The organism is Streptomyces sp. NPDC048257 (assembly GCF_043201855.1).
Lineage (GTDB): Bacteria > Actinomycetota > Actinomycetes > Streptomycetales > Streptomycetaceae > Streptomyces.
The window spans coordinates 30,349-51,971 of record NZ_JBICZI010000038.1 but is presented as its reverse complement, the minus strand read 5'-3'; the positions used below and the strand labels follow the sequence as shown (position 1 = coordinate 51,971).

The 21,623-nt window shown below is 70.8% G+C and carries 11 protein-coding genes; 4 read left to right on the top strand and 7 right to left on the bottom strand.

Annotated elements, in window-relative coordinates; genetic code table 11:
- The first annotated feature begins 156 nt into the window (after positions 1 to 156).
- Positions 157 to 1,818, top strand: a complete 1,662-nt coding sequence (locus ACGFZK_RS36190; RefSeq protein WP_393853080.1) for a flavin monoamine oxidase family protein — start codon at positions 157 to 159, stop codon at positions 1,816 to 1,818.
- Positions 1,819 to 1,899: 81 nt separating this feature from the next.
- On the opposite strand, the gene ACGFZK_RS36185 is transcribed toward ACGFZK_RS36190, so the two are convergent.
- The 6 genes from ACGFZK_RS36185 to ACGFZK_RS36160 all read right to left on the bottom strand — a co-directional run bounded on the left by ACGFZK_RS36185 (position 1,900) and on the right by ACGFZK_RS36160 (position 6,223).
- On the bottom strand, positions 1,900 to 3,303 hold the full coding sequence (locus ACGFZK_RS36185) for a class I adenylate-forming enzyme family protein (protein WP_393853079.1): 1,404 nt from the start codon (positions 3,301 to 3,303) through the stop codon (positions 1,900 to 1,902).
- Positions 3,304 to 3,562: 259 nt separating this feature from the next.
- Positions 3,563 to 4,207 (bottom strand): thioesterase II family protein, encoded by a 645-nt coding sequence (locus ACGFZK_RS36180; RefSeq protein WP_393853078.1) that lies wholly within the window; start codon positions 4,205 to 4,207, stop codon positions 3,563 to 3,565.
- The gene (locus tag ACGFZK_RS36175) at positions 4,204 to 4,479 is read right to left on the bottom strand and encodes an NAD-dependent epimerase/dehydratase family protein (protein WP_393853077.1); all 276 of its coding nucleotides are present in this window, start codon (positions 4,477 to 4,479) and stop codon (positions 4,204 to 4,206) included. The genes ACGFZK_RS36180 and ACGFZK_RS36175 overlap by 4 nt, the downstream gene beginning before the upstream one ends.
- On the bottom strand, positions 4,476 to 5,543 hold the full coding sequence (locus ACGFZK_RS36170; protein WP_393853076.1) for a glucose-1-phosphate thymidylyltransferase: 1,068 nt from the start codon (positions 5,541 to 5,543) through the stop codon (positions 4,476 to 4,478). The genes ACGFZK_RS36175 and ACGFZK_RS36170 overlap by 4 nt, the downstream gene beginning before the upstream one ends.
- The gene (locus tag ACGFZK_RS36165; protein WP_393853075.1) at positions 5,540 to 5,971 is read right to left on the bottom strand and encodes a dTDP-4-dehydrorhamnose 3,5-epimerase family protein; all 432 of its coding nucleotides are present in this window, start codon (positions 5,969 to 5,971) and stop codon (positions 5,540 to 5,542) included. The genes ACGFZK_RS36170 and ACGFZK_RS36165 overlap by 4 nt, the downstream gene beginning before the upstream one ends.
- A 3-nt stretch (positions 5,972 to 5,974) precedes the next feature.
- The gene (locus ACGFZK_RS36160) at positions 5,975 to 6,223 is read right to left on the bottom strand and encodes a sugar nucleotide-binding protein (RefSeq protein ID WP_393853084.1); all 249 of its coding nucleotides are present in this window, start codon (positions 6,221 to 6,223) and stop codon (positions 5,975 to 5,977) included.
- A 413-nt stretch (positions 6,224 to 6,636) separates the two neighbouring features.
- Between ACGFZK_RS36160 and ACGFZK_RS36155 the strand changes: the two genes are divergently transcribed.
- The 3 genes from ACGFZK_RS36155 (at position 6,637) to ACGFZK_RS36145 (ending at position 9,655) form a co-directional block, all read left to right on the top strand.
- Complete coding sequence (locus ACGFZK_RS36155; RefSeq protein WP_393853074.1) at positions 6,637 to 7,644, top strand: ABC transporter ATP-binding protein; 1,008 nt, start codon at positions 6,637 to 6,639, stop codon at positions 7,642 to 7,644.
- Positions 7,641 to 8,492, top strand: a complete 852-nt coding sequence (locus tag ACGFZK_RS36150) for an ABC transporter permease (RefSeq protein ID WP_393853073.1) — start codon at positions 7,641 to 7,643, stop codon at positions 8,490 to 8,492. Before ACGFZK_RS36155 ends, ACGFZK_RS36150 begins: the two co-directional genes overlap by 4 nt.
- Before the next feature lie 143 nt (positions 8,493 to 8,635).
- Positions 8,636 to 9,655 (top strand): ACP S-malonyltransferase, encoded by a 1,020-nt coding sequence (locus ACGFZK_RS36145; RefSeq protein ID WP_393853072.1) that lies wholly within the window; start codon positions 8,636 to 8,638, stop codon positions 9,653 to 9,655.
- A gap of 129 nt (positions 9,656 to 9,784) precedes the next feature.
- On the opposite strand, the gene ACGFZK_RS36140 is transcribed toward ACGFZK_RS36145, so the two are convergent.
- A complete protein-coding gene (locus ACGFZK_RS36140) occupies positions 9,785 to 21,574 on the bottom strand; it encodes a type I polyketide synthase (RefSeq protein ID WP_393853071.1) in 11,790 nt (3,929 codons plus the stop codon).
- Positions 21,575 to 21,623 lie beyond the last annotated feature (49 nt).

Sequence of the window (21,623 nt, the reverse complement as noted above, 5' to 3'; positions counted from 1 at the left end):
GCCGGTAAATAGCGTGGGATTACCGGCACGAGTGCGTACAGCCGCTTCGATGCCCCGCCTTACGGGGCCCGGCTCGACGCCGCGATTTCCGGCTCAGCTCGGAATGTCTCCGGTTTCCCTGGAAGCGATGTCGAATCGGCCCGAGAGGTTTTCCAGATGACGTCAGTCAGCCCGGCTGCGACCACCATGCTCGTGCCCGACTTCCCGTTCTCCTACGACGGCTGGCTGCGCCATCCGGCCGGGCTCGGCTCCCTTCCGCCCGAGCGCGCCGGCACGCCGGTGGCCGTGGTCGGCGGGGGAATGGCGGGGATGACCGCCGCGTACGAACTGATGCGGCTGGGCCTGCGGCCGGTCGTGTACGAGGCGGAGCAGCTGGGTGGCCGGATGCGCTCGGTGCCCTTCCCCGGGCAGCCCGGCCGCGTGGCGGAGATGGGGGCGATGCGCTTCCCGCTCTCCGCGCGCTCGCTGTTCCACTACATCGATCTGCTCGGGCTGCGCACCAGCCCCTTCCCCAACCCGCTGGCGGCGAACACCCCGAGCACCCTCATCGACCTCGGCGGCGAACAGCACACCGCGCAAGTGGTGGAGCAACTCCCCGATGTGTACCAGGAGGTGGCCGCGGCCTGGGAGAAGGCCCTGCAGGAGAGAGCCGAGCTGGCCACCATGCGGGACGCCGTCCAGCGCCGCGACGTCGAAACGCTGAAACAGATATGGAACCGGCTGGTCAGGGAGTTCGACGACCAGTCCTTCTACGGGTTCCTCGCGACCAGTTCGGCCTTCCAGTCGTTCCGCCACCGGGAGATCTTCGGCCAGGTGGGCTTCGGCACCGGCGGCTGGGACACCGACTTCCCCAACTCGCTCCTCGAAATCCTGCGCGTGGTCTACACCGAGGCGGACGACAACCAGGTCGCCATCGACGGCGGCTCCCAGCAGGTGCCGCGCGGACTGTGGGAGCACCGGCCGCAGGACTGCGCGCACTGGCCGGCCGGCACCTCCCTCGCCTCCCTGCACGGCGGCACGGCCCGGCCACGGGTGCGGGCCGTCGCCAGGGACGGCGACGGCTTCCTCGTCACCGACGCCGACGGGCACCGGGAGCGGTTCGCGGCGGTGGTGTACACCCCGCATGTGTGGACCCTGCTGAACCGGGTGGCGAGCGATCCGGCGCTGCTGACGGCACCGCTGTGGACCGCTGTGGAGCGCACCCACTACATGGGCGCCTCCAAACTGTTCGTCCTGACCGACCGGCCCTTCTGGAACGACACGGATCCGCGCACGGGCCGTCCGGTGATGAGCATGACGCTCACGGACCGGATGCCGCGTGGGGTCTATCTCTTCGACGACGGGCCGGACCTCCCCGGCGTGATGTGCCTGTCGTACACGTGGAACGACGACTCGCTGAAGATGGCGACGCTGAGCGCCGCCGAGCGGCTGGACGTCCTGCTGGAGAAGCTCGGTGTGATCTATCCCGGCGTCGACATCCGCTCCCACGTCATCGGTGACCCGATCACCATCACGTGGGAGAGCGAGCCCCATTTCATGGGCGCGTTCAAGTCCAATCTGCCGGGCCAGTACCGCTACCAGCGCAGGCTGTTCACGCAGTTCATGCAGCGTGGGCTGCCGGAGGCCGAGCGCGGCTTCTTCCTGTGCGGCGACGACGTGTCCTGGACGGCGGGCTTCGCGGAGGGCGCGGTCACCACGGCCCTGAACGCGGTGTGGGGCGTACTGGACCACCTGGGCGGGGTCACGCCTCCTGGCAACCCGGGCCCCGGCGATCTCTTCGACGCGCTGGCTCCCGTGGACCTTCCCTACGACGGCTGAGGCGCGCACCCCGCGCCCCGGACACGCAGGTGGCGCCCCCACGCTCAGGTGGGGGCGCCATCGGCGTGTCCGGGGCGGGATCTACCCGGCGGCCATCCGGGTCAGCTCCTTCTTGTCCGGCTTGCCGTTGCGGTTCAGCGGGAACTGCTGGAGGACGACGACCTTGTTGGGCTGCTCGAAGGCGGGCAGCAGCGCACACAGCCGCTCCCGCCAGTAGCCGGCGTCCCGCTGCTCGTCGTCCTCGACGAAGAAGACCAGCTGGGAGCCGCGCACTGCGTCGGGCAGGGGCACGATCCGGGTGGGGCAGCCCTCGGCGGCGACCTTGCGCTCGATGAGCTCGGGATAGAGCGTGTAGCCCATGCGGTGCACGGCGAACTTGCGTCCCAGGACGTAGAGGTTGCCGTCCGCGTCGAGGTGGCCGAGGTCGCCCGTACGCTGCCAGCCGGTGGCCGCGGGAACGATCGAACCGTCGTCGGCTATCTGCCCTTCGAGTGCGTCGGGGGTGTCGACCTCGATCTCGCCCGGCTGCCCGGCTGCCAGCTCCCGGCCGTCCTCGTCGACGATCCGCAGCGCGATGCCCTCCATGGCACGGCCGCAGGAGACCGGGTTGTCGAGGGTGGCGAAGGCGATGTTGTTCAGCTCCGTCGAGCCGTAGCTGTCGAGCAGCGGCAGGCCGAACTCCTTTACGTAGCTCTCCACCAGCGGCGCGTCGAGCGGGGCCGCGCCGACACAGAACATCCGGGTACCGGCCAGGTGCGCGCGCAGTGCCGGCTTTCTGGTCACCAGGCCCAGGATGCTCCGGTAGCTGGAGGGGGTCGCGTCGATGACCGTGGTGCCGGAGTCGCGGGCCATGCGCAGCGCGCGGTCCAGACGACGGTAGGGGGCGATCACCAGGGAGCAGCGGGTGAGCCAGGCGATGAGCACCATCGACAGGCCGTACTGGTGGGCGAACGGCAGCAGCGGCATCAGGACGTCGTCGGGACGGTGGCCGACCTGATGGGCGTTGCGCCGCAGATTGGTCAGGAACTTTCCGCCGGACTTCACCACGCCCTTGGGCGATCCGGTGGAGCCCGAGGTCCACATGATGAGGCCGTCGGACAGCTCGCCCCAGGCGTCGAACGACAGGGCGCGGTCGACGGGCGGGCGGTTCGCGGTGGCGACCATGAGCTCGTACAGGTGGATGGGGTCGGCGTCCTGGTCGATCGGGGTCTCGTCGTCGACGAAGGTGACCTTGACGCCGGTGCGCAGCGCGATACGGCGGGTCTCCTCCATGTGTTCCTGCTGGTCGACGAGGACGATCGAGGCGCCGACGTGCATCAGCGCGTACAGCACACAGACGTAGCTCGCCGAGTTGCCGGCCTTGAGCATGACCCGGTCGCCGAGACCGACTCCGCGTTCGCGGATCACATCGGCGACGCGGAGGGCGTCCTGCTCGAACTCGTCGACGGGCCGTACCGAGTCGGCTGCAAAGATCTTCGCGGTCATCGGTCGCACACTGTCCTTCCTCTGGGCCGAACGTGACCGGAGCCGGCGTGCGGTGCGCCGTGCCGACGGCGTGTCCGGGCCCGTTCAGGGGTGGGTCGCGGGATTCGCGAGCTTCACAAGAGATGGGGAGATCGATCGGTCCCGCCCGTGGACGCGGGTCTCCACACGGCACGCTAGGCAGCGGGGGACGGCGCGGGTACCCCTGTCCCGCCCCTACCGCCCCTGCCTTTCGGTGCGGTACGACGGAGCCCGTCCGTGGTCAGTCGGGCTCCGGTCCGCGCAACGAAATCAGCTGGTCGTGCACGAGGTTGACGACTTCTCGGCGGTGCGAGTCGAGATACCCGCGCGTGCCGGGAAAGACCTCCAGGTCGAACCGTCCCGTCGTGCAGCGCCGCCAGGCCCGCACCCCGGGCAGGGGCGCGCGGGGGTCGTGGTACCCGGCCAGGGCGACGACCCGGCAGTTGAGCGCGGGCGGGCCGAGGATGCCGCGGTGGCCCGGTCCCGTACGTCCGGAGACGAACAGGGTCAGGGGTGCCGCGTCGGTCTCCCGTTCCAGCCGCTGGGCGACCGCGTAGGCGAGTTCGGCGCCGAGGCGGTGCCCGAAGAGGGCCAGCGGGCGGTCGGCCCAGCCTCGGACCGCCTCGAAGATCTTGTCGGCGAGCGCCGCGTCCTCCTCGGCCGAGTGCTCCTCCTCGGAGGTCAGGGCCGGGTACTGGATGATGAGCAGTTCCACGGTGGGCAGCAGCAGCTCCGACATGGCCAGGTAGCAGACCGAGGAGTTCCGCGAGCTGGGGAAACAGATCATGCGGTAGCTGCTCGGGATCGCCGGCTGCCGGATCTGGATCAGGCTGACGTCGTCGGGGGTGGTCTCCCTCGTGGAGTGCTGGGTGCACTCATGAGTCATGCGACCTGAAGCCCCGCCTCGGGCGCTGCCCGGAACGGGCGGTTGCTTCTGTGCCAGGTGACGGTCTCGGCGAGGCCCTCGGCGAAGTCGTGCGCGGGGGCGTAGCCGGGTTCGTCCTCGGCGGAAGCGAGGCCGGTGCGGTTGCCCGCGCAGGTCAGCGCGTCCAGGGCGGTGGCGCGGACGTCGTCGCCGAGCGGCGCGTCCGGGCCGAGGACCGTGCGTACGAGGTGGGAGCCGATGAAGCCGGCCGCTCCCGTGATCAGGATGTTCATGAACGGATCTGCACCTTGCTGTGGTCGCCGAGGATCAGACGGTGGGCCTGGGGCGTGCGGGGCGCGGGGGTGACCTGTGCCTGACGGCCGATCACGGACGCCTCGATGCGGCGGACGCCGTCGATGGCCGCGCCGGCCAGCACGATGGAGTACTCGATCTCGCTGTCGACGACCACACAGTCCTCCGCGACGGAGGTGAACGGGCCGATGTAGGAGTCCTGGACGCGGGTGCTGCGGCCGATGACGGCAGGGCCCATGATCCGGGAGCGGGTGATCACCGCGCCGTCCTCGACGACGACCCGGCCGACCAGTTCGCTCTCGTCGTCGACGGAGCCCTTGCAGTACGGGGTCAGGCCGTCGAGCACCGAGCGGTTGACCTCCAGCATGTCGGTGGCGTTGCCGGTGTCCTTCCAGTAGCCGTTGACCGTGGAGGACGCGATGGCGAGACCCTTGTCGAGGAGCCACTGCAGGGCGTCGGTGATCTCCAGCTCGCCGCGGGCGGAGGGCGTGATGGCGGCCACGGCCTCGTGCACGGCGGCGGTGAAGAAGTACACGCCGACCAGGGCCATATCGCTCTTGGGGAACCTCGGCTTCTCCTCGAGGCCGGTGACCCGGCCCGCCTCGTCGAGGGTGACGACACCGAAGGCGGAAGGATCGGGGACCTGGGTGAGCATGATCTGCGCGGCGGGCCGCCGGGCGCGGAACTCCTCCAACTGCTCGCTGATCCCGCCGAGCAGGAAGTTGTCGCCCAGGTACATCACGAAGTCGTCGTCGCCCAGCCAGTCCCGTGCGATGCGCACGGCGTGGGCCAGGCCGAGCGGCCGTTGCTGCGGGATGTAGGTGACGCTGATGCCGAAGCGGGAGCCGTCGCCGACGGCCTCCTTGATCTCGTCGGCCGTCTCGCCGACGATGATGCCGACATCGATGACGCCCGCGTCGGCGATCCCTTCGAGGACGTAGAAGAGGATGGGCTTGTTGGCCACCGGGACGAGTTGCTTGGCCGAGGTATGGGTCAGGGGGCGCAGGCGAGTGCCGGATCCCCCCGCCAGGACGAGTGCCTTCACGGGGTCTCCTCGCTGAGTGCCGTGGCGAGCGAGGACACGTACCGTACGCGGTCCTCGTACGCGGGCAGCAGGCCCTGGGCCTCGGCCGCCGCGACGGTGGGGGCGGCTGCGTCCTTCGGGGACAGCAGCGGTTCGGTGTCGGGAAACCAGGTGATGCCCGGTTGCGGGCCGAGCGGGTCAATGCCGTGCTCGCGGCCCGGGTGGTGGCCCGAGGTGGTCAGACGGGCGACGGTGGCGTCGTCAGTGATCGCCTGGAAGGCGTGGCCGAGGCCCTCGGAGAGGAAGACTGCCCGCCGACCGCGGTCGTCGGGTTCGACCGCCTCCCGGGCGCGGTAGGTGGGAGAGCCGGGGCGCAGGTCCACGATCGCGTCGCGCACCGCGAACAGCGGCCCATACAGCCAGGCGCCCTCTATCGACAGGGGATTCACCCTTCAACAACCTCTCCGGTCAGGGGAGTTCACGGTCTCAGGAGGGCGGGCAGCCCACGAGCGGGCCGCACCACCTGGCACGACCGGGCCCGTGAGGTGTTCCGGCTGACCGGCCAGGACGTCGGGGGTCCGGCGGGGCCGTCCGTGCCGGTCGTCGACCACGTCCACGGTCCGTCCCGGCTCTCGCGCGAGGCGGACCATGGTGTGCACGAAACCGCCGCTGTCACGTCCGTACGGCCAGGAGGTGCGCATGCCTGTCGCGCCGATCGCCATCCACCGCAACGATCCGGGGTCCACCCCAAAGCCCGCGGACACACGACCCGCCGATGCTTCATTTTGCGAATAACAATTCGGCGCGATCACCCGCCGATGCTATGAGGATATTCCACGAAACCGCAACACTCACCGCCCCCAAGAGCCTTTCCATAGGGGTTGCCCGAACGGCTCCCCGATTCGCCGCCTCACCCCCTAGTTCCCCCTAAGGCTCCACACTTCCCCCTAGCTGAATGGGCAGTTGGGCCATTGTGTCGCCATGCGTGTTAGAAAGATTCCGCACCACTCCTATGCCCTATTCAGTCGGCGCTCGACGCGCGGCCGGTCACGCGACTTTCTGCGCGAATCCCCCGGACTGCCGTTGCCGCGTCCCGCTTGATTCGCAGGCGTAAATGAACTCTGAACGACCCGTGGATTCCGCCGTCGTGGTCGACGGACTAGTCAAGAAGTACCGGAGCCGCGACCGACCGGCGGTGGACGACCTGAGCTTCTCGGTCCGCAGGGGGGAGGTCTTCGGATTCCTCGGCCCGAACGGGGCGGGCAAGACGACGACCATCGGCATCCTCACCACCCGCGTGGCCCCCACGGCGGGACGAGCGTTCGTCCAGGGCGTCGACGTCGTGGCCAACCCCGCCCAGGCGCGCCGGGCCTTTGCCGTCGTACCGCAGCGCAACAACCTCGACCGATCGCTGACCCTCCGGCAGAACCTGACCTTCCATGCCGGCTACCACGGCATGAGCCGGTCGGAGCGCGGGCGGCTCGCCGACGAGTGCCTGGAGTGGGTGGGCCTCGCCGACCGGGGCAAGGCCCGCGGCGACGAACTCTCCGGCGGCCAGGCCCAGCGCGTGATGATCGCCCGGGCCCTGATGCACCGCCCCGAGGTGCTCTTCCTCGACGAGCCGGCCACCGGACTCGACCCACAGGCACGGCTGTTCATCCACGAGCGCGTGGCCGAGCTGAGCAAGCGCGGTGTGACCACCGTGCTGACCACACACGACATGGACGAGGCCGCCAAGCTCTGCGACCGCGTCGGCATCGTCGACCACGGCCGGCTGCTCGCCCTCGACACCCCGCAGGCGCTCACACGGAGCCTGAGCAACACCGCCCTCACCTTCACCGTGCAGCCCACGGGGCACGGGCCCGAGAGCGTCGTGCGCCTGCTGGAGAAGATCGAGACGGTCGAGCGGGTCGAGCTCGTGCACCAGGAGCACGCAACGGAGCAGGGTGGCGAGCCCGCGCCGGTACGGCTTCGCCTCTACAGCGACGCGCCGTCCGGCGCGGTGCTGCCAACCGCCATCACGGCCCTGACGGAAGCGAGTTGTCACATCAAGGACATGAGCGTCGGAACCGCGACCCTCGAGGACGTCTTCATCAAGCTCACCGGCCGGGAGCTGCGATGACGGACACCCTCACCGCACCCGACCCGGTCGCCGACTTCCCGGCCGAACTGCGGCCGGCGCGCACCGACGTACGCACCGCGGCCCGCACGTTCTTCTTCATCCTGTGGCGGGACATCTTCGTCACCGGCCGCGAACTGGGCCCGTTCCTCGCCCAGGTGCTCGTGGAGCCGTTCTTCATTCTGTTCGTCTTCGGCAAGGTCCTCGGCGAACTCGGTTACACCGGCGGCGGGTTCCAGCAGATCCTGCTGCCGGGCGTGGTGGCGCTCAACAGCTTCCTGGTCAGCCTGCAGAACACGGCGCTGCCTCTGGTCATCGACTTCTCCTGGACCAAGGAGATCGAGGACCGCCTCCTCGCGCCGATCCCCACCAGCCTGGTGGCCGTCGAGAAGCTGGTCTTCGGCGCGCTGCGCGGGATCATCGCCTCGCTGGTGATGATCCCCGTCGGCTTCCTGATCCTCGACGACGTGTCCTGGCCGATGGACAGCTTCCTGCCCACGCTGGGCGTGCTGCTGATGGGAGCGCTGGCGGGCAGCACGGTGGGGCTCACGATCGGCACGCTGGCCCCGCCGCGGCACATCAGTGTCATCTTCGCCGTGACGCTGACCCCGCTGATGTTCACCGGCTGCACCCAGTTCCCCTGGCACAGCCTGGCGGACATCCGCTGGTTCCAGGTGCTGTGCGCCATCAACCCGCTGACCTACGTCAGCGAGGGGATCCGCGCCCTGCTGCTGCCGCCCGGTGGTCCCGGCTCGATTCCGCTGTGGATCGATCTGCTCGCCCTGAGCGGGGCGATCGTGCTCTTCGGACTGATCGGCATCAAGGGGTTCCACCGCAGGGCGCAGGACTGACCGCCCCCTCCCTCCGTCTTGTCCCTCCCGGCCTCGTGCCCGGCCCGGCGCACCCGCGTCCGGCCGGGTGCGGGGCCGTTCCCCGTCAGTGACGCCGGCAGGTGACTGCCGGTGCCGTCCGGAAGCGAAGGCATTCACAGATCATGACCAATTCCGATTCCGAGCAGAATCCCTCGACCGATTCCACGGGCCCCGCTGACTCCACGGACCCGGGCGGTACGTCCGCCGACCGGACCGGGACGGCGATCGTCTTTCCCGGCATGGGTCCCTCGGCTTTCGCGGAGGTCGGAAAGTTCCTACTGCTCGACCCCTATGCGCGTCAGCGCCTCGCGGAGGCCGACGAGGCACTCGGCTATTCGGTGTTCGACCGTTTCCGCACCTCCGAGGAGGACTACTCGGTCTATTCGCAGATCGCCTTCCTGGTGAACTCGATGGCGTTGGCCGACCGCGCGGTGGACACGCTCGGCATCTCCCCCACCGTCTGCACCGGCCCGAGTTTCGGCCAGAAGGCTGCCGCCGCCTTCGTCGGATCGCTGCCCTTCGCGGACGTCGTCCGGCTCACCGCGGAGCTGGCCCGCTGCGAGGAGGAGTACTTCACCGGCGCGTACGAGGATGTCGTCACGCACTCCTTCGTCCGCACCCCGCAGGAACGGCTGGACGAGATCCTCGCCGGCTTCGACGACCGCGGCGCCTGGTACGACATCTCCGGCCGGCTGGACGCCGGTTTCCACATGGTGTCCGTACAGGAGAAGGAGCTCGACGGGCTGAAGGCGGGCATCAGCGCGGCAGGCGGCTACTCCATGTACTCGATGCGGCCGCCCGTGCACGCGGCGGCCTTCTCGGCGCTGCGCCGCAAGGCGGAGGAGGACGTCTTCGCCGCGTACGAACTGGCCGACCCCGCCCTGCCGGTGGTCGCCGACCAGGACGGCACGGTCGTCCGGGACGCCGCCGGGATGCGCACGATGATGCTGGACACCTTCGACCGGCCCATCCACTGGCCGAGCGTGGTGGGGTCGCTCGAGGGGCTCGGTGTGGGCACGGTGTGCGTGACCGGACCCGACAACCTCTTCCACCGCCTCGACCTCACCAAGGACAGCTTCGAGGTCGTGACGGTGGGGCTGCCGAAGAAGCGCTCCCGCGAGCGTGAGAGGCGCGTCGCCTGACGACCGGGGCGAGCCGTACGGGCCGGGGCGAGCCGTACCGCCTGCTCCGGCCACCACGACAAGGGCCGGGCCCCACCTTCGCGGTGGGGCCCGGCCCTTGTGCCTGTCCGGTGCTGCCGGTCGGCGCGGTCAGCCGGTGGTGTCCAGCCACCCCTCGACGGCCTGTGCGGTCGTCGGAGCGTGCTCCTCCATCATGGTGAAGTGGTTGCCCGGCACATCCACGGCGGTGTGCTCCAGGTCCCAGTACGAACGCCAGTCGCCGTCCGTGGACCGGGTCCAGTCGAAGAACCGCTCACCCGCCCGGATCAGCAGGGTCGGCGTCTTCACGGCCGCGGGCTTCCAGCCGCCGAACAGCCGGAAGTACGCGCCCATCGCCAACAGCCGGTTGTCGTCGACCGGTACGTAGGTGTCCTGCCGCTCGTCCATCCCCTCGGAGAGGCCGGGCTGGATGCCGATGATCGCGTCGTCGTCGTGCGAGTAGATGTCGATCATCACCAGCGCCTGGGGGAAGACTCCCGCGCTCTCCAGCTTCCCGGCCACCGCGTGGGCGAGCATGCCGCCCGAGGAGTGGCCGAGGAGCACGAACGGCTCGCCGGCCGCGTGCCGGAGCACGGCCTCCGCCTGGGCCTCGATCACCGCTTCGGTGGTCGAGGGCAGCTGCTCGCCCCGCAGGAATCCGGGGGCACCGAGCGCATGAACGTCCCGGCGGCCCCGGAACGCGGAGGCGAAGCGCGCGTACTGGTGCGGGCCCGAGATCGACAGGATCGAGGAGACACAGACCAGTCCCGGTCGAGAGTCACCGCGGGAGAGCCGCACCAGGCTCGGCGCCTTGCGCAGCTCGGCCGCCGAGGCGAATGACGGCCGGAACCGCGAGGCCTGCATGAGCAGTTCCATGAACTGCCCGGACGCACCTTGCGTACCGGCCTCCTGGAGCATGGCGCCGAAGACACCCGCGGAGTCCTCCCCGCCGCTGTCCGTCGCGCCCTCGCCGACCGACGAGCCGGGGGCTCCGGCGAGTTCGGCGCGCAGCCGGGTGGCGACCAGCGCGGGGGTGCGGTGGTCGAAGAGCAGGGTGGCGGGCAGCCGCAGGCCGGTCGCCGCGTTCAGCTGGTTGCGCAGCTCGACGGCGGTCAGCGAGTCCAGACCCAGCTCCAGGAACTCCTGCGACTCCCCCACCGCGTCCGGCGACGGATAGGCGAGTACGGCGGCCACCTGGGCGCGCACCAGGTCGAGCAGCACGCGCTCCTGTTCGTCCTGCGGCAGCCCGGACAGACCGGCGAGCCGTCGCGCGGCGGTGGATGCCGCCGAGTCGGCGGCCTGATGTGCGGCGGCCCTGCGAGGACCGCCTCGCACCAGCCCGCGGAAGACGGCCGGAAGGGCTCCGGCGTCGGCCTGGGCCCGCAGGGGTGCGGTGTCCAGCCGCATGGCGACGAACGCTCCTTCGCCGGTGGCGGTCTCCGGGGCGCCCACCGACGCGAGGGCGCACGCCGTGTCGAAGAGAGCCAGGCCCTCCTCCGAGGAGAGGGGAGCCAGTCCGGCTCGTGCCATCCGCTGGACGTCCGCGTCCGACAGCTCGCCGGTCATCGCGCTGCGCTGCTCCCACAGCCCCCAGGCCAGCGACACCGCGGGCAGCCCCGCCGCGCGCCGGTGCTGTGCCAGGGCGTCCAGGAAGGCGTTGGCCGCCGCGTAGTTGGCCTGCCCGGGGTTGCCGAGGGTTCCTGCCGCGGAGGAGAACAGGACGAACGCGGCGAGATCCAGCCCGCGGGTGAGCTCGTGCAGATGCAGCGCCGCGTCGGCCTTGGGACGCAGCACCGTGTCGATCCGCTCCGGGCTCAACGACGCCAGGAGCCCGTCGTCGACGCGGCCCGCGGTGTGGACGACGGCCGTGAGGGGGTGCGCGGCCGGGATGCCGGCCAGCAGTGCGGCCAGTGCCTCCCGGTCGGCGGCGTCGCACGCGGCCACGGTCGCCTCGGCTCCCAGTTCGGCCAGTGCGGCGACGAGTTCCGGGGCGCCCTCGGCGGTGGCCCCGCGCCGGCTGGTCAGCAGCAGGTGCCGTACACCGTGCTCCACGACCAGGTGGCGGGCCAGCAGGCTGCCGAGCGATCCGGTGCCACCGGTGATGAGGACGGTGCCGTCGGGGTCGAGGGCGGGTGCGCGCTCCGTGCTCGCCACCCCCTCGCGATCGGCTGCCTCGTCCGGCTCGGACCCCGTCGTGTCCTGACCCGGTGCGGTGGGGTCAGCGGGAACCCGTGCCAGCCGGGCGGCGTGGAGGACTCCGTGACGGACGGCGAGTTGGGGTTCCCCGCTCGCCACGGCGGCAGCCAGCAGCGGAGCAAGGAGCGCTCCCTTCCCGTTTCCGTCCGCGTCCTCCGCGTCGAGGTCGAGCAGCACGAGTCGCCCGGGGTTCTCGGACTGCGCGGACCGCAGCAGGCCCCACACCGGCGCGTGCGCCAGATCGGGAACGCCCTCGCCGGGCCGCGCCTCGACCGCGCCGCGCGTGACCACGACCAGTCGTGATGCGGCGAACGAGTCCTCGGCGAGCCAGCCCTGGACGAGCTCCAGCGCGTCGTGAGCCGCCTGCCGGACGGCGTCCGCCGAGGTCGCCGAGGTCGCCGCCGTACCGGCCCCACCCTCAGGGCCCGAGGAGGCGTACGAGACCAGCACCGTGTCCGGCAGCGGCATGCCCGCGGCCACGACTCCGGCGAGCGCGGACAGGTCCGCGTACCCGTCGGCGGCGACGCCGTTGTCCCGCAGCCCGGCCTCAAGGCCGAGCGAGTCGGCCCCGACCACGGCCCACCGACCGTCCCCACGACCGTTCTTGGTGCTGTCCCCGGAGTCGTTGTCGGTACGCGAGCCCGTGCCCAGCGACGGCCACTCCAGCCGGAAGAGCGACTCGTGGAACACCGGCCGGTCCGCAGACTTCAACCGTGCCGGATCGACCGTCCGCAGCAGCAGCGATTCCACCGACACGACCGGTGCGCCCTGCTCGTCGAAGGCCGCGAGCGACACGGCGCCGGACCCGGCCGGGGCGAGCCGTACGCGCAGCGAGCCCGCGCCGACCGAGTGCAGGCCGACACCGCTGAACGAGAACGGGAGCCGGATCCGGGGGTCCTCGCCGGCACCGTCGTTCCCGGCATCGGTGGAGGTGAGGAACGAGCCGAGCGCGATGCCGTGCAGACCCGCGTCCAGCAGCGCCGGGTGCACACCGTAGTGGGCGGCCTGGGCGAGCGGGCCCTCGGGGAGGAGCAGTTCGGCGAACAGCTCGTCGCCGCGCCGCCAGGCAGCGCGCAGGTTACGGAAGGCAGGGCCGTACGCGAACCCGCCCGCGGCGAACCGGTCGTACAGGTCGGCGGCGTCGAGCGGTTCGGCGTCCGCGGGGGGCCAGACGTCCAGGCCGGCCGCCTCCGGCGCGGCATCGGCCGCCTCCGGCGCGGCGAGCACACCGCCGGCGTGCCGCGTCCACGGCACCTCATGCCCCGTACGGTCCTCGCCGCCCAGGTCCTCGGGACGCGAGTGCACGTGCAGCGCGCGCCGCCCTGTCTCGTCGGGCGCGGCCACGGACACCCGCAGCTGGAGCGCCCCGCGCTCGGGAAGCACCAGCGGTGCCTCCAGCGTCAGCTCTTCGAGCAGGCCGCTGCCCACCCGCTGCCCGGCGTGAAGTGCGAGCTCCACGAAGGCGGTCCCGGGCAGCAGGACGACGCCCGCGACGGCGTGGTCGGCCAGCCAGGGGTGCGACTGGAGCGACAGTCGGCCAGTGAGCAGGAGCCCTTCGGAGTCGGGCAGTTCGACAGTCGCGCCCAGCAGCGGGTGTTCCGCCGCACCGAGTCCGGCGGAGGCCACATCGGCGACGGAGTGGACGGGCACGTCGATCCAGTAGCGCTCGTGCTGGAAGGCGTAGGTGGGCAGCTCGACGCGCTGGGCGCCGGTGCCGGAGAAGTACGTCTCCCAGTCGACGGCGATGCCGTGGGTGTGGGCTTGGGCGAGGGCCGTGGTGATCGTCTCGGGCTCGGGACGGCCCTTGCGGAGGGCGGGCGCGAAGGTGGCGCCGTCCTTGTCGAGGCAGTCCTGGGCCATGGCCGACAGGACGCCGTCGGGGCCGAGTTCGATGTACGTGGTGACGCCCGCGGCCTCCAGGGCGCGAATGCCGTCCAGGAAGCGGACGGCCTCGCGGACGTGCCGGACCCAGAAGTCGGCCGAGCTCATCTCGTCGGTGACGAGAGCCCCGGTGAGGTTGGAGACGACCGGGATCCGCGGAGTCCCGTACGAAAGCCCCTCCGCCACCTTGCGGAAGTCGGCGAGCATGCCGTCCATGTGCGGCGAATGGAACGCGTGACTGACAACGAGTTGCTTCGTCTTGCGGCCCTGCACGGCGAATCCGGCCGAAATCTCCATCACCACGTGCACATCGCCGGCGACGACGACCGACTGCGGACCGTTGACGGCGGCGATGCTCACCCGGTCGGTCAGCAGCGGGAGCACTTCCTCTTCGGTGGCCTGGACGGCGACCATGGCTCCGCCGGTGGGCAGCGCCTGCATCAGCCGGCCGCGGGCGGCGACCAGCGTGCACGCATCGTCGAGGGACAGCACCCCCGCCACATGCGCGGCCGCAATCTCACCGATCGAATGACCCGCCAGGAAGTCCGGCTTCACACCCCACGACTCCACCAGGCGGAACAGTGCCACCTCGACCGCGAAGAGAGCGGGCTGGGTGTACGCGGTCTGGTCCAGCAGATCGCCCTCGGCAGCGAACAGCACCTGCTTCAAGGGCACTTCGAGTCGCGGCTCCAGCTCGTCGCAGAGCGTGTCCAGGGCCTGCGCGAACACGGGATACGCCTCGTACAGCTCCCGGCCCATCCCCAGCCGCTGGCTGCCCTGCCCGGTGAACAGGAACGCAAGCTTTCCGCCACCCGCCGTCCCACGCGTCAGACCAGCCGCCATGCCCTCCGACTCCAACGCAGCCAGCGAACGCAACAACTCCTCACGGTCACCAGCCACCACCACCGCACGGTGATCGAAGACCGCACGCCTCGTCGCCAGCGAATAGGCCACATCAACGGCCCCGGCCCCGGCCACCTCCGGCGAAGCCTCCACATGCGCCCTCAGCCGCGCAGCCTGACCACGCAACGCCTCCACCGACTTCGCCGACAACACGAACGGCAGCACCCGCGAACCCTCACCCGAGGAGCCCGGCTCGACCACGCGGACCGGAGCGAACTCCTCCGGTGCCTGCTCGATGATCGTGTGCGCATTGGTGCCACTGATACCGAAGGAAGAGACCGCAGCGCGGCGGGGACGGCCCGTCTCCGGCCAGGCCCTCTGCTCGGTGAGCAGCGAGACCGCGCCCGCCGACCAGTCCACGTGCGGTGACGGCTCGTCCACGTGCAACGTCTTGGGTACGACACCGTGGTGCATCGCCTGCACCATCTTGATGATCCCCGCGACCCCGGCAGCGGCCTGCGTGTGACCGAAGTTGGACTTGATGGAGCCCAGCCACAGCGGGCTGTCCTCGGAGCGGTCCTGACCGTAGGTCGCGAGGAGTGCCTGCGCCTCGATCGGGTCGCCCAGGGTGGTGCCGGTGCCGTGCGCCTCCACGACGTCGACCTCGGCGGCCGACAGACCCGCGCTGGCCAGGGCCTGGCGGATCACCCGCTGCTGCGAGGGGCCGTTCGGAGCGGTCAGACCGTTGCTCGCCCCGTCCTGGTTGATCGCCGAACCACGGACCACCGCAAGCACCGGGTGGCCCTTGGCCCGCGCGTCCGACAGCCGCTCGACGAGCAGCATGCCGACGCCCTCGCCCCAGGCCGTACCGTCGGCGGCTGCGGCGAACGGCTTGCAGCGGCCGTCACTCGCGAGGCCACGCTGACGACTGAACGCGACGAACGTGCCGGGCGTGGCCATCACCGTGACACCGCCGGCCAGCGCGAGATCGCACTCGCCGTTGCGCAGGGCCTGCACGGCGAGGTGCAGGGTGACGAGCGAGGACGAGCAGGCCGTGTCGACGGTGACCGCCGGGCCCTCCAGGCCGAAGGTGTACGAGACCCGGCCCGAGGCGACGCTGCCCGAGCTGGAGGTGCCCATATAGCCTTCGAGGCCGTCCGGGGCACGGTGCAGGAGGGTGCCGTAGTCGTTGTACATGACGCCCGCGAAGACGCCGGTCCGGCTGCCGCGTACGGCCGCCGGGTCGATTCCGGCCCGCTCGAACGCCTCCCACGACGTTTCGAGGAGCAGCCGCTGCTGGGGGTCGGTGGCGAGGGCCTCGCGCGGCGAGATCCCGAAGAACGTCGGGTCGAAGTGGTGGGCGTCGTGCAGGAACCCACCCGCCCTGCTGTAGCTGGTGCCCGGCCGGTCAGGGTCGGGGTCGAAGAGTCCCTCGACGTCCCAGCCGCGGTCGTCCGGCATGTCCGAGATGGCATCCCTGCCGTCCAGGACGAGCCCCCACAGGTCCTCGGGCGAGCGTACGCCGCCGGGGAAACGGCAGGCCATCGCCACGATCGCGATCGGTTCGTCGTCCCGGGCCCTGACGGCTGTCGGGGCTGCTGCCGCTTCCTGACCGCCGAGCAGTTCGCCGTACAGGAAGTCGGCGAGGACGGTGGGGGTCGGGTAGTCGAAGACGAGGGTGGCGGGGAGCCGTACGCCGGTGGCGGCGCCGAGCCTGTTGCGCAGCTCGACAGCGGTCAGCGAGTCGAAGCCGACCTCGCTGAACGAGCGTGCCGGGTCGACCGCTTCGGGCCCGGCGAAGCCGAGCACGGCCGCGACCTGAGCACGCACGAGCTCCAGCACGGCTCCGGACCGCTGGTCCACCGCGAGGGCAGTCAGCTTCCGGGCGAACGCGCCCCCCGCGGCCGAACCGCTGCGGGCGGCGCGGCGGGTGGGGGTACGGACGAGGCCGCTGAGCAGCGGCGGCAGCATGCCACCACTACCGACCTGAGCCCGGAGGGCACCCAGATCCAGCCTCACCGGAACGAACAATGCCTGCTCGGAAGCGGACGCGGCATCGAACAACGCCACACCCTCCTCCGCGGAGAGCCCACCTACACCACCACGACCCAGACGCGACACCTCATCGGCGCCCAGCCCACCCGCCATACCGGCGGACCCGGCCCAAAGACCCCAGGCAAGGGAAGTAGCCGCCAGGCCCTGCGCCCTGCGGTGCTGAGCCAGAGCGTCCAGGAACACGTTCGCCGCCGCATAGTTCGCCTGACCGGCACCACCGAACACACCAGCAGCCGACGAGAACAACACGAACAACGACAGATCAAGACCACGGGTCAGCTCATGCAGATTCCAGGCCGCATCCACCTTCGGACGCAACACCCCCGACACACGCTCAGGCGTGAGCGACGCAACCACACCGTCATCCAGCACACCAGCCGTATGCACCACACCCGACAACGGATACTCGGCAGGAATCCCACCCAGAACGGCCTCAAGCGCATCACGGTCGGCCACATCACACGCCGCCCACCGCACATCGGCACCCCACCCGGCCAACTCCGCTGACAGTTCAGCAGCACCCTCCGCAGCCCCACCACGACGACTCACCAACAACAGACGCCGCACACCACGCTCAACCACCAGATGACGGGCGAACAAACCACCCAACGAGCCACTCGCACCCGTCACCAACACCGTGCCATCAGCATCCAGCTCACCACCGGCACCACCAGCAACAGCAGCACGGACAAGACGCGGCACGAGCAGGGCCTCTTCGCGGACCGCCAGCTCGGGTTCACCGGAAGCGAGCACGGCCGACAGCACGTCCGCGTCCACTTCGCCATCACCGTCGACATCACCGTCGACATCGATCAGACCGAAACGGCCCGGGTTCTCCGACTGGGCGGAACGCACCAGACCCCACACCGGAGCGTGGACCAGATCGGTCACATCCTCGCCCGGCACAGCAGCCACCGCACCCCGCGTCAGGAACACCAGACGCCCATCCGCGAACCGCTCGTCCGCCAGCCACTCCTGCACCAGACCCAGCACACGCTCAACCGCCGCATGCACCGCACCCGCCACATCATCCGCAGCCGACCCCGGATCCGCGTCCGCGTCCGGCGCCACGCACGGCACCACCAGCGCCGCCGGAATCGCACCGCCCTCCGCAACAGCCGCACCCAGCCCCGCGAGATCCGCGTACACCTGCGAACCGGCACCCAGCATCACCCAGTCGTCGACCGACCCTGCCGGACTGCCTGCGGGCAGCGCCGTCCACTCGACATGGAACAGCGCATCGCCATGACCGCCGCCGCCCGGCCCGGTCAGCCCTTCGGGTGAGAAGGCGCGCAGGGCCAGGCTGCGTACGGAAGCGACGGGCGCGCCGTCCGCGTCCGCGATCTCCAGCGCCACCGCGTCCTGACCGGCCCGGGAGAGCCGTACACGCAGGGTGTCCGCCCCCACGGCGTGGACCGCGACACCGCTCCATGCGAACGGCAGTCGCCCCTGCCCGGTGTCCTCGACGAGGGTGCCGAGGTTGATGGCGTGCAGGGCGGAGTCAAGCAGAGCCGGGTGCAGGGTGAAATGCGCTGCTCCAGGCTCGGCTTCGTCCCCGAGGCTCACTTCGGCGAACACCTCCTCGCCCTGACGCCAGGCAGCACGCAGCCCCTGGAACACGGGACCGTAGCCGAAACCGGAGTCCGCGAGCCCCTCGTACAGCCCCTCCACCGGGACGGATTCGGCCCCGGTCGGCGGCCAGACGCCGAAGTCGAACGCCGGGGTGTCCGCGCCCTCCGCCAGTACTGCGGTCGCGTGCCGGACCCACGCCGCGTCGTCCGCGGCGCTGTCGGCGCGCGAGTGGAAGACGACGGACCGGCGGCCCGATTCGTCGGGAGCCGCGACGGTGATCTGGAGTTCGACTCCGCCGTGCTCGGGCAGCACCAGCGGGGCCGCGAGGGTGAGTTCGTCGATCAGGTCACAGCCGACCTGGTCGCCGGCCCGCAGCGCGAGCTCGACGAACGCCGTACCGGGCAGCAGGACCGTCCCCGCCACCACGTGGTCGGCGAGCCAGGGGTGGGTATCGAGCGAGAGCCGGCCGGTGAGGAGGAGGCCCTCCGCATCCGCCAGAGCCACAGAGGCACCGAGCAGGGGGTGATCGGCGGATCGGAGACCTGCCGTGGTCACGTCCCCGCCGAGCGTTCCGGCGTCGAGCCAGTAGTGCTCGCGCTGGAAGGCGTAGGTGGGCAGGTCGACGCGCTGGGCGCCGGTCCCGGAGAAGTACGCCTGCCAGTCGACGGCGATCCCGCGGACGTGCGCCTGGGCGAGGGCCGTGGTGACGGTCTCGGCCTCGGGACGGCCGGAGCGCAGGACCGGCACGAAGGTCGCGCCCTCGCCGGTGACGCACTCCTGGGCCATCGCCGACAGGATGCCGTCGGGACCGAGTTCGACATACGTGGTCACGCCCGCGGCCTCCAGGGCGCGGATGCCGTCCAGGAAACGGACGCACTCGCGGACGTGCCGGACCCAGAAGTCGGCCGAGCCCATCTCGTCGGTGACGAGAGCGCCGGTGAGGTTGGAGACGACGGGGATGCGCGGAGTCTCGTACGCGAGGCCCTCGGCGATCTCGCGGAAGGCGTCGAGCATGCCGTCCATGTGCGGCGAATGGAACGCATGGCTGACCGTGAGCCGCTTCGTCTTGCGGCCGGTGAAGGACTCGGCGATCGCCACCGCCTCGGCCTCGTCACCCGCGACCACGACCGACTGCGGACCGTTGATCGCGGCAATGCTCACCCGATCGGTCAGCAGCGGCAGAACCTCGTCCTCCGACGCCTGGACTGCGATCATCACACCGCCGGTGGGCAACGCCTGCATGAGCCGGCCGCGGGCGGAGACCAGCGTGCACGCATCGTCGAGGGACAGCACCCCCGCCACATGCGCGGCCGCGATCTCACCGATCGAATGACCCGCCAGGAAGTCGGGCCTCAGGCCCCACGACTCAACCAGCCGGAACAGCGCCACCTCAACGGCGAAGAGAGCCGGCTGCGTGTACGCGGTCTCGTTCAGCCGACCCGCATCAGTACCGAACAGCACATCCTTCAACGGCAGTTCCAGGCGAGCACACACCGCATCCAACGCATCCGCGAACACCGGATACGCCTCGTACAGCTCCCGCCCCATCCCCAGCCGCTGGCTCCCCTGCCCCGTGAACAGGAACGCGACCTTGCCTCGCGCACCCGCCTCGCCGAGCACGACGCGCGCCGAGGTCTCGCCGGACGCCAGCGCGGCGAGATCGGCGAAGGTGTTCTCCCGGTCGGTCGCGACAACGACGGCACGGTGTTCCAGCGCGGCGCGCCCTGTGGCCAGGGAGAGGCCGATGTCCACCGGGGCCTGGTCCGGGTTGGTCCGCACGTGGGCGAGCAGCCGCTCCGCCTGGGCGTGCAGGGCCTCCTCCGTACGGGCCGAGACAGGCCAAGGCAGTACGGGAGGCACGGACACGGGCCGCACCCCGGCTCCGGCGGCCTCGGCGTCCGCTCGACCGGCGCCATCGGTGCCCTCAGAGCCGTCCGTCTCGTCGCCGGCCGGCCGTGTCTCGGCCTCCGGCAGCGGAGCCTGCTCGATGATCGTGTGCGCGTTGGTGCCGCTGATGCCGAACGACGACACGGCGGCGCGGCGCGGACGGCCGGTGTCCGGCCACTCCACGGTCTCCCTCAGCAGCGAGACGGCGCCCGCCGACCAGTCGACGTTGGTCGACGGCTCGTCGACGTGCAGCGTCTTGGGGATCCGACCGTGGCGGATCGCCATGACCATCTTGATGACGCCGGCGACGCCCGCGGCCGCCTGCGTGTGACCGAGGTTCGACTTGACCGAGCCGAGCCACAGCGGGCTGTCCTCGGTGTGCTCCCGGCCATATGTGGCGAGCAGCGCCTGCGCCTCGATCGGGTCGCCCAGGGTGGTGCCGGTGCCGTGCGCCTCGACGACGTCGACGTCGGCCGCCGTGAGGCGGGCGTCGGCCAGGGCCTGGCGGATGACCCGCTGCTGGGACGGGCCGTTCGGGGCAGTCAGGCCGTTGCTCGCACCGTCCTGGTTGACGGCCGAGCCGCGGACCACGGCGAGTACCGGATGGCCGTTCTTGCGGGCGTCCGAGAGCCGCTCCACCAGGAGCATGCCCGCGCCCTCGGCCCAGCCGGTGCCGTCCGCTGAATCCGCGAAGGACTTGCAGCGGCCGTCGAAGGACAGGCCGCGCTGGCGGCTGAACTCGGTGAACGTGCCCGGCGTCGCCATCACGGTGACACCGCCCGCGAGGGCGAGCGAGCACTCGCCCTTGCGGAGCGCCTGCATGGCCAGATGCAGTGTGACGAGGGAGGACGAGCAGGCCGTGTCGACGGTGAGCGCCGGGCCCTCCAGGCCGAAGGTGTACGAGACCCGGCCGGAGGCGATGCTGCTGGAGCCGCCGGTGCCGAGGTAACCCTCCACCTCCTCCGGGACGGCGCGCAGACGCGAGGCGTAGTCGTGGTACATGACGCCAGCGAAGACACCGGTCCGGCTGCCGCGCACCGAGGTCGGGTCGATCCCGGCCCGTTCGAACGCCTCCCACGAGGTTTCGAGGAGCAGCCGCTGCTGCGGGTCCATCGCCATGGCCTCGCGCGGCGAGATCCCGAAGAACGCCGGGTCGAACCGGTTGGCGGAGTGCAGGAAGCCGCCTTCCTGCACATAGCTCGTGCCCCGCCCGTCGGGGTCCGCGTCGAAGAGCCGCCCCATGTCCCAGCCCCGGTCGGTGGGGAAGGGGGAGATGGCGTCGGTCTCCTCGGACACCAGCTGCCACAGGTCTTCGGGCGACTCGACGCCTCCCGGGTAGCGGCAGCTCATCCCGACGATCGCGATCGGCTCCTGCTCCTCCGACTCGACCTCCTGAAGACGGCGGCGCGTCTCGTGGAGATCGGCCGTCACCCGCTTCAGGAAGTACCGGAGTTTTTCTTCATTCATGCGTGCATCCCTCGTACAGAAGCCAGAAAGACAGAGCCGTCGGAAAGGG